11 protein-coding genes are annotated in these 8,767 nt (G+C 66.3%); all 11 read right to left on the bottom strand.

What is annotated here, in order from left to right; all coding sequences use genetic code 11:
* Positions 1-151: 151 nt before the first annotated feature.
* Positions 152-1,009, bottom strand: coding sequence for a major capsid protein (locus Uis4E_RS11330; protein WP_101623259.1), 858 nt, complete (start codon positions 1,007-1,009; stop codon positions 152-154).
* A gap of 18 nt (positions 1,010-1,027) precedes the next feature.
* Positions 1,028-1,642, bottom strand: a complete 615-nt coding sequence (locus tag Uis4E_RS11325) for a hypothetical protein (RefSeq protein WP_101623258.1) — start codon at positions 1,640-1,642, stop codon at positions 1,028-1,030.
* A gap of 25 nt (positions 1,643-1,667) precedes the next feature.
* Positions 1,668-2,876 carry a hypothetical protein gene (locus Uis4E_RS11320; RefSeq protein ID WP_243394564.1) on the bottom strand — a complete coding sequence of 403 codons (1,209 nt, stop codon included), beginning with the start codon at positions 2,874-2,876 and terminating at the stop codon, positions 1,668-1,670.
* On the bottom strand, positions 2,767-4,260 hold the full coding sequence (locus Uis4E_RS11315) for a phage portal protein (protein WP_101623256.1): 1,494 nt from the start codon (positions 4,258-4,260) through the stop codon (positions 2,767-2,769). The genes Uis4E_RS11320 and Uis4E_RS11315 overlap by 110 nt, the downstream gene beginning before the upstream one ends.
* A gap of 3 nt (positions 4,261-4,263) precedes the next feature.
* Entirely contained in the window at positions 4,264-4,917 is a 654-nt protein-coding gene (locus Uis4E_RS11310) for a terminase (RefSeq protein ID WP_101623255.1), read from the bottom strand.
* A complete protein-coding gene (locus tag Uis4E_RS11305) occupies positions 4,892-6,022 on the bottom strand; it encodes a terminase (RefSeq protein ID WP_101623254.1) in 1,131 nt (376 codons plus the stop codon). Before Uis4E_RS11305 ends, Uis4E_RS11310 begins: the two co-directional genes overlap by 26 nt.
* A gap of 1 nt (position 6,023) precedes the next feature.
* A complete protein-coding gene (locus Uis4E_RS11300; RefSeq protein ID WP_101623253.1) occupies positions 6,024-6,530 on the bottom strand; it encodes a hypothetical protein in 507 nt (168 codons plus the stop codon).
* A 136-nt stretch (positions 6,531-6,666) separates the two neighbouring features.
* Positions 6,667-7,005: a hypothetical protein gene (locus Uis4E_RS11295; RefSeq protein ID WP_101623252.1), complete on the bottom strand. Its 339-nt coding sequence runs from the start codon at positions 7,003-7,005 to the stop codon at positions 6,667-6,669.
* Between the two features lie 2 nt (positions 7,006-7,007).
* Positions 7,008-7,397 (bottom strand): hypothetical protein, encoded by a 390-nt coding sequence (locus Uis4E_RS11290; protein WP_101623251.1) that lies wholly within the window; start codon positions 7,395-7,397, stop codon positions 7,008-7,010.
* A complete protein-coding gene (locus tag Uis4E_RS11285) occupies positions 7,367-8,035 on the bottom strand; it encodes a DUF4417 domain-containing protein (RefSeq protein ID WP_165784981.1) in 669 nt (222 codons plus the stop codon). Before Uis4E_RS11285 ends, Uis4E_RS11290 begins: the two co-directional genes overlap by 31 nt.
* 239 nt (positions 8,036-8,274) lie before the next feature.
* On the bottom strand, positions 8,275-8,673 hold the full coding sequence (locus Uis4E_RS11280) for a holin (protein ID WP_101623249.1): 399 nt from the start codon (positions 8,671-8,673) through the stop codon (positions 8,275-8,277).
* Positions 8,674-8,767: the final 94 nt, after the last annotated feature.

Genomic DNA, 8,767 nt, shown 5'->3' with positions numbered 1-8,767 from the left:
GCGGCGAGGCCGGTCACGGTCACGGACGTGATGGCCTGGCCGCCCCCGGACGCCTGTCCGATGGCGGCGTTGAGCTCGTCCACGGTCTCGGCGGCGATGACGGCCGCGCCTGCCGCGCCCACGTAGGGGAAGTCCTCGTAGTTGCCGGCCATCACTTGCCCACCTTGAAGTGGACGGTGGCGAGCGCTTCGGGGCGGACGACCTTGGCGCCGTACAGGTGCAGGCCCTTGACGATGTCGTCGAAGCCCTTCTCCTTGCGGACGGCTTCGACCTTGGCGATTTGTTCGGCGAACGTGGTGGCGGCGTTGGTGCCGGCGATGATGACGTTGCCTTCGTCGGTGGGCGCGTCGGTGGTGCCGCCGGTGGCGGCGGGCGCGTTGTTGGACTTGAGGATGGTCATGCCGGCGGCTTCGCCGACCACGCCGTTGAGGAGCGTGGAGTGGGCGGCGTCGGTGCCGGAGATGAAGCGGTTGTCCTTGCGCAGCAGGCCGTAGAAGTCGGGGTTGACGATGACCCAGCGGCCGGCGTCGGGGACGTTCTGCTTGTCGAGGGCGGTGGCGAGGTCGACGATCGCGTCGTATGCCTTGGTGGCGGTGGCGCCGTTGATCGGGTCGAGCTTGCTTTTCGCGCCGGCGGCCATGAGTCCGGCGACGTACTGGTCGGCGAGGTCGCGCAGCTGGTAGGCGGCGTCCTGGGAGTAGGCGGCGGTGAGGTTGTTCATCGCCTGGCGCTTCTCGACGTCGTCGATCTCGAACGCGAAGTACTTGGACTGGTCGATGACGAGTTCGCCCGCGTCCTTGTCGGTCGCCTGTTCGATGGCGATGTCGGTGTGCGGCGTGTAGTCGCCGACGGTGATGTGCGCGATGCTGGTGATGTGCACGGTGTCGCCGTAGTTGGCGATGTCGCCCTCGTAGTCGCGGTTCACGGCGGAACCGTAGACGAGGCTTTTCTGGAGTTCGGTGAGGATGTTCGCGCTCCAGATCTCGGGGATGAAGTTGGTGATGGCCATGTCGGGCCGTCCTTTCTGTCAGTCGGTGGCGAGCAGGTCCTTGAGGAGGCCCTTCCTCTGGGCGTCCACGATCTGCTGCGGTGTCATGTGGCGCAGGTCGTCTCGGGTGAGCTGGCCCGCGTGCCGGTCGCCGTCCCGCGTTCCGCTGGGCGGTTGGATGTCCGCCCCATGGGGGGCGTTGGTCTCGGCTTTCCCGAGGTACGGTTTGTCCTTGAGCAGGCCGTCGAGCGCTTCGGTGATGGCCTGCGTGTCGGTGTCGCCGTCGTCGCCGACGGTGAACTGGGACAGGTCGAGGTAGCGCAGCGCGTCCGCCGGGTCGTTCATGCGGCCGGTGGCGGCGGCGCGGATCTCGGCTTTGAGGATTCGCTGGTTCGCGGTCCTCAGCGCCTCGTCCTTGATGGACTGTTCTTTTTTGGCGGCCTCGTATTCGGCCTCCTTGCCCTGCAGGGCGGCGAGCTGCTTCTCGAGCTCGTCGACCTTGTCGGCCTTCCGGTAGGCTTCGTTGAGCTTGGCCTCGAGGTCGCGGTTGACCTTGCGCTGGCCTTCGAACTTGGATTGCCAGTCGGTGCCCGGCTGCGTGGCCGGCTCCTTCGGCTTGTCCTGCTCGTCGGTCTTGTCCTGCTGCTGATCCATGCTTCTTCCTTTCGATTCGGTCGGATCATTGGGTGTATATCTGGCCGTTCGTCGCGAGCCAGCGTCGGTAGCGGCGTTCCACGTCGGCGGCGATGTCGGGGGTGAGCGGCATGCGCGCGTCGTACGGGTTGCGGCCTTCGAGGACGGCCTGCCATTGCAGCGTCGCGGATTGGACGCGTTTCTGGGCGGCCGTGATCGTCTCGCGCCGGCCCTGCCGGTACGTGTTGTCGTGCCGCCACCGTTTGCGTCGGATGTCGGGCACGTCGGCGCGCCAGCCGTTGGGGATGATGTACCCGTTGCGTTTGAGCGCTTCGATGGTCTTGGCGCGGTCGCCGCGGGTGAGCGTGTAGATGGCGTCGGGGGTGAGCCTGCGTTTCAGCGGGCGCCCGTTCTCCTCGGCCATCATGCGCGCCCAGCCGTAGCGGCTCATGCCCTCGCTGGTGGTCATGGCCGTGTATCCGCGGCGCAGGCGCTGCATGCCGCGCCGCGCGTTGACGACCTGGTAGATGTCGGCGCCGTCGCGGATGGCCTGCGCGTTCGCGGGCCCGAACCTGCGGTCCTGCTCCTCGCGGCTCAATGCGCGGAACGCGTCCATCGGGTCGGATACCCACCCTTCTTCCGCGGCCGTGTCCTTCCTGCAGGGCAGGTGGCGGCCGTGGCAGTGCGGGTGGCGCAGGAACCCCTCGTTGAACCGGTACCATTTGCCGGCGAGGATCATGCACCGGTCGCAGCAGGACGCGGATTCGACGCGCACGAACCCGACCTTGGCGCGCAACGCGATGTCCGCCTGCTCGGCCTGCCGGGCCGTGTCCGTCACGGCGAGCGCTGTGAGCATCATGAGCGTGGATTGGCCGGCCTGCAGCGCCTCGGTGATGGGGCGGCCGGTTCTGATGGCGTGCAGGCTCGTGAGGGCTGGCGTCTGGAGGTAGTCGGCGAGGGGGATGCCGCTGGGCGCCCATCCGGCGAAGGCGGTGGGGTCGAGGAACCCGGCGGGGGCGACGTAGTCGCCTTGTTCGGCGAGCGTCATGGGGTTGGCGTCGGCGACGGTCCCGACCGTTTGGGTCTGGATGGCGGCGAGCGTGGCGGCGAGGCGGATGCTGATGGTCTTCCATGTGGCCCGGATGTCACCGGGGTTGACCTGCCTCCATGTTCTGGCCGCCGCGCGGGTCGCCGCCAGCTCCAATGTCGCGAGGCGGTGTTGGCTGTCCGCCAGCGTCTGTGATGTCACCGTCATCGGTGCCGCCTCCTATCCGCAGGGCGTTGTTCAACGCTTCGAGTTCGGGGTCGTGGGCTTCGTCGGTGCGCATGCGCATGATGCGTTCGACCTCGTCGCTGCTTTGGCCCATTTGTTCGGCGATCCATTGGATGGGGAAGCCGAGCTGCTTGTATTTGAGCATCGCGTCGGCCATGAGCGTTTCGGACCGGTATTGCGGGGTCGCGAACTGGACCTTGCTGTCGGCGATGATGTCCGCCTGGTCGGCGTGGCCTTCGATGCGCATGGCGAGCGCGCACATGTCGCGGATGGGGCTTTTGAGGAAGCTGATGCGTTCCATGGTCTTGGACACGAGGCCGGCTTCGGCGACCTCGTAGCCGGTGGCGGGCACTTCGGCGTTGGTGAGGAGGTAGTGGCCGGGGGTTCTGGTCTCGGCGGCGATGTGTTCGACGGCCTTCTCGATGACGGGGATGAACGCGTTGAGGTTGGAGCTGGACCATTCGCCGATGTTGACGTTGTCGCCGGTGAATTGGTAGATGCGTTCGAGGACCTGGTTGTCGAGTTCGATGGGTTTCTCGCCGATCTGTTGGCCGTCCTGGTCGTATACGGGTTCGACGAGGGGGTCGCCGCCCATGATGACGCGGGCGGGCAGGGAGGCGAAGTCGAGGGCGTTGAGCAGGTAGGCCCAGACGATGTTGACGGTGTCCTGCATGCTTTCGACGTGTTCGATGTCGCTGATGGGGCTGTTGTCGAGGAGCATCTGGTTGCGGAATTCGCGCATGGGCACGGTGCCCCACGGGTTGGGTCGCGCGTTGCCGACGTTCCATCCGTACACGTCGGGCGGGGTGCGCTGGTCGGTGAGGTCTTCGAGGCGGCGGCGTTGCATGGCGACGATGGTCGTGGGCGTCATGAGGGTGCCGTATTCCGTGTCGTCGCCCTGTTGGATGAGGAAGCCGGCGGACGGCTGGCCGGTGCGCGGGTCGTAGAGGACGCATGCGCTGTCGGGGTGCTCGAACGTGATGCGCGCCCGGCCGTCCTGGTTGGTGACGAGGATGAAGGCGCGGCCGGTGGCGGTCATCATGAGCGCGGCCTCCTGCAGGCCGCGTTCGAAGTCGTTGCGGTCGAGGCATTTCATGACGTCCGCGCCGAGTTCCACGTCGTCGTAGGGGGTGAAGCCCTTGAAGCGGATGCGTTCGACGGGGGCCTGCGCGACGGGGAGGCACCAGTTGTCGGAGAAGTCGCTGAACCGGTCCGACATGTAGCGGCGGAACTCCTTGGACGCGAAGCGGAGCCGGCCGCGCACGCCGCGCACGTAGTCGGTGTGCTTCGCGATCGCCGGCCTGCGGTACTGGATCTTGTCGGCCATGCGGTTCGCGAGCGCGACGAGTTGCGCTTGGGGTTCCATGGGTCATGTCCTCCTTGTGGATGAGGCGGTGAGCATGTAGTTGCGTCGTTGTTGTCCCCAGCCGGCGGTGCGGGCGTCGCAGGCGGCTTCGTGGGCGAGGATGCTGGTGACGGCGGCGTCTATCTTGCGGTCCTGTTTGGGTTTGCCGAGTCCGTAGCGTTCGAGGGTCTTGGCTATTTTGCGGGCGTTGGTCATGTGGGTGGTGGTGATGGGGCAGCCGTCGTGGGTGATGAGTCCGTTGGCGAGGTCGGCTTCGAAGCGGCGTAGTGCTTCGTAGACGGCGCCGATGCGGGAGCTGCCGCTCATGGTCCATGGCATGTATTTCCTGGGTCCGTATTTGCGGTCCCATGCCTCGATGTCGGATTCCCAGGATACTTCGTCGCGGAATCCGGGGTCGCAGTAGGCGCGTATCACTTTGTAGCGGTGGTTGATTTCGTCCCATGCGGCGTTGACTTCGCCGCGTGGGATCCTGCCGCCCCATGTCTTCGGGTTCCAGATGGTGGGGCGGCGGTCGTCTCCGTATCGGGGGGTGAAGATGAGGCCCTGCAGGGTCTCGGCCTTGATGCATGTCCAGTCGTCGTTTTCGGAGCCGTCGAACCCGCAGCAGATTTCGGTGCCGTCGGGCGGGTTCTCAAGCCATGGCTGGTGTTCCTGCATATGCTTTCGCCCACGCTCCTTCGTCGAGCCATGCGCCCGCGCCTTGGACGAGTCGGTTGCCGAAGAACCGTTCGGCCTGGTTGGGGTCTTTCTTCATCAGGGCGACGGCCTCGGCTTCCACGGAGTCGAGGTTCACCCAGGGCGAGCCCTCGTAGACGACTTCGAGGATGCGGCGGCGTTCGCGTTTGTTGAGGAAGCTGTATGGGGTGCCGTCCTCGCGGCGCAGCCTCGGGTCGAGGTCGGGGTTGCGGTAGAACACGAACACGTCGGGCGCGCCGGATTCGTACACCTGCTGGGCGTACGAGTTTTCGGCCGGGTCCCATGCGTTGGTCCATGCGTGGGTGCGGCCGCCCATGCCGGCGGCGCCGCGTCGTTGCGTGTCGGCCACGTCGATCATGCCGTTCGATTTGGTGTACAGGCCGGCTTCGTCCTGTTCGGCGTCCGATATCGGGTTGCCGAGGCGGCTGCGGGCGGACGAGGTGACGATGTCGATGCGGTCGAGGTCGAGGCCGTCGTCCTCGCCGTCGGTGCCGGGGCGCAGGATGCGGATGAACGTGTCGCGCACCAGGAGCAGGCGTTTCAGCGGGCCGAGTTGGATCATGGCTTTCAGGGGCCGGTAGGCGTTGGCGACCTGGTCCTCGCTGTTGGCGGTCAATTGGATGAGCGGCGATGGGTGGGGTCTGCCTTTCGGCTCGCCCGGCTCGTAGGGGAATTCGAAGCCGCATGGGCACCCCCAGTCGGAGCACCGGTACGCGTCGCCCGCCTTCGCCCAGTCGTCGAAGATGACGGGGCCGGCGGCCTCGTCGGCCACGAACGCGGCCTCGGTCGGCCCCTTGCCGGTCTTCTGCGGTCCCACGGTCAGCGTCTGGCGGTAGGTGAACGCCTGGTTCAGCACCATCGGGTTGTCGACGGTGACCTCCTCCGGGGGCACGTAGGCGGCGTCCTCGCGGATGCGCAGCCGGTTGGCGAGCACCCAGAACTGCCAGTCCGCCAGGCGGAACGGGCGGCCTCGCAGGGGGCCGTCGGGCTGCCGGCAGTGCGCGGTGATCCACGCGTCGTTCAGGTCGCCGAGCGTGGGGAAGTCCACGGTGAACTCGGCTCCCATGTCACACCGCCCTCAGACGGCGCGGATACGCGGTCTCCGGGGTCTCGTCCCGGCGTTCCATGCGCCGGTTCGCCATCTCGTCGGGCGTGATCTGCCAGCCCAGCGCGGCCAGGCCGGCGGCGCTCAGGCCGATGCGGTCCGCGTAGCGGGGGATGAGGCCCCGGTCGGCGGCCGTGGCGGTGTTCTCGCCGGCCAGGACCATGAGCCGGCAGTACATGGCGATGTCCCACACCAGATACGAGTATTGGGGCATGCTCCACGCCCACGCCTGCGGGCTTCTCCACAGTTGCCGCCACAGGGCGAGCTCGCGCTTGCGGAACGAGCGCATGGCCTTCTCGTCCGGGCCGTCCGGCCCGGTGACGCGGTAGCGTTCCAGCGGGAACGCGGGCGGCTTGCCGTCCCAGCCGGTGTTCGGCAGCGACGCCAGCGTGAAGCCGGCGCGCTCCGACGTCCTCGAATGCGGGTCCTTCGCCGGGCCCGAGCGAAGCCTTGCGCCTCCCTGAACCATGATGTGACCTCCATGTAGGGACGAGGGAAGCCTCGCGCTCCTCCCGTCGGTATCGAAGCGCCCTTCACGGGCATGAAAAAGACCGCCCGCAAGGCGGCCTGAAAAAACATGAAGCGCATCGTGTAACCGCGGCCGGCTAACTCTGCCACAAGTCGAATTCGCGGTAGCAGTCGCGAATCGATTTCGTATGGTCGTCGAATATCTTCTCGTCGAACAATCCGTCGAGCGAATCGTGTTCGCCGCTGACCGGCACAAGTGACAGGTCCTTGGCGAACGGTTCGCCGTCGCATACGAACCAGGTGAGGTCGCCGTGCTCGTAGTTGGTGACGAAATACGAACGTCCCTCATAGTCGAAATAGGTCTCGATGTTCGCCTCGCACAACGCTCTGAACCATTCCAGATCGTCGGTGCGGTACGGCTTCTTGTCGTCAGGCTGCTGAGAGCCGGCGTACGCTTCGGGGGTCTCCGCGGTCATCGTCACCTCCGGAATCTGCGGTATTCTCCATTGATCTTGTCGAACAGTCTACGCTCCGAATCCGTCAACGGCCGTGCCGCGCCGCGCCGCGGCTTGTCCCCGGAGTAATCCCAATCATGAACGTGCTCATGGAACGGGCCATGGTCACGGTAGTCGATCTGCGAACGGACCTTGCCGTTCTCCATTATGGAGATGGAGTTTATCTGGCCGCTCTTCGGCTCGATGGTAGCGTAGATGCGGTTCTTGGACATCGTCTCGATAGGGGCCTTGACCGGTTTGCCGTCACGACGCTCCACGAACTTGATGTTGTCGACCTGGAACAGGGTGAGGTACTCGGTGCCGTAAGGTGCGCCGTTGGCTCCTACGCCGCTCGACGAGCCTCTGCCGCCCATGCCTTCATCCTCCCGGTCACGTGGTTGTCGTACCTGATCCAATCGGTGCCGTTCCAATCGAAATCTCGCATTGGCCGCCCGTAGAGCAAGACGAGTCTCGGTTCGAGCCTGCGAAGCGCCTCGCGCATGCCGAGCGTCCACAATCGCGACGCCTCATGGTCGGCCAGCACGCCCACCGTGCTCACGGCGACGACCGAACGGCGCGGCAAGCCGTCGAACGCGAACGAATGGCTCTCCGCGGTGCTCCACTGCAGTGTCGGTATGACGTTCAGGCCGTGCCGCTGCCAGTAGGCGCCTATCAGCCGCGAACGATACACGTTATGGAGTTGCTGTGCGAGGGGCATGTCCCGGTACAGGCTGAAATCCGGGGTGAGCACGCATTGGAACCGCGACAGGACGCGCACGTAGCGTTCGGGATGCCGCCAGACGCGCTCGAACTGGTAGTCGTCCACGAAGAAATGCACGCCTGCGCCGGTGCGGTCGGCCCGCTCCTCGCTTCTCGCGTAGTTGAAGCCGATCAGGTCGTCCGGCACTCGGCGGCAGGGTCCGAGAACGGGGATGCCCCAGTCGCCGGCGAGCGCGACATGGTCGAGCATGGGCAGGTTGTACGCGTTGAACGTGCGGTCTCTTTCTCCCATGGGGCCCCTTCCGGGAATCTTTGAACCCCGCGCACCTTCGAGGCACCTCACCGGCGGTCCTGTCCGCCGGTCTCCGCACCCCCTCCCCCCGGGGTGCCCGCGGGGCGGCGGCGCGTTGGTTTCGGGGTGGTCTTGTGTGGTGTTCGCGTTCGTGCATGCTTGCCCGTCGTGGCGTCGCGCGTCGCGTCGCGTCGTCGCGTGTGTCGCGTCGTCGGGCGTCCGGCGGCGTGGCGTGGCGGCTAGCGCGCCTGATGGAAGCCGCTCGGCTGGGTGCGCGCGGTCTTGCCGTCGTGGCATCGCTTGCACATGCCGCGTCCGAACTTCGGGTCGTTCGGGTCGAGGCGCATGTCGACGAGCTCGACGCGCTCGTATGGATAGTGGTCGGCTATCGTGCTCGGCTTGCCGCACAGCCCCGCGTGGTGGCCGCACCCTCCCAGGGCGGGGTCTCCGGGGCAGGTGCAGTAGGGGTCTCGCGCGAGGACGCGGCGACGGAACGTCTGGTGGCCTCGGGTGTTGTATGGGTTCCTGCCTCGGGTGCGGCGCCGGTCCTGCTGCCTGCGCCGGCACGCGTCGCATTTGCGGGCGGGGGGCTGGATGAGATTGGGGCACCCGGGGGTGGAGCATACCCGCCATCCCATGAACCCACCTCCCGGAACCACTGGCATACATCGGCGTGTCGCACCCTCTCGACTTGCATATCTTTACATACTTTGTTATTATAGATATGTCGGC

It is taken from the genome of Bifidobacterium parmae, from assembly GCF_002860365.1.
GTDB classification, from domain to species: domain Bacteria; phylum Actinomycetota; class Actinomycetes; order Actinomycetales; family Bifidobacteriaceae; genus Bifidobacterium; species Bifidobacterium parmae.
Note: the sequence above shows the minus strand (reverse complement) of the source record. Positions and strands in the feature narration are given on the sequence as shown.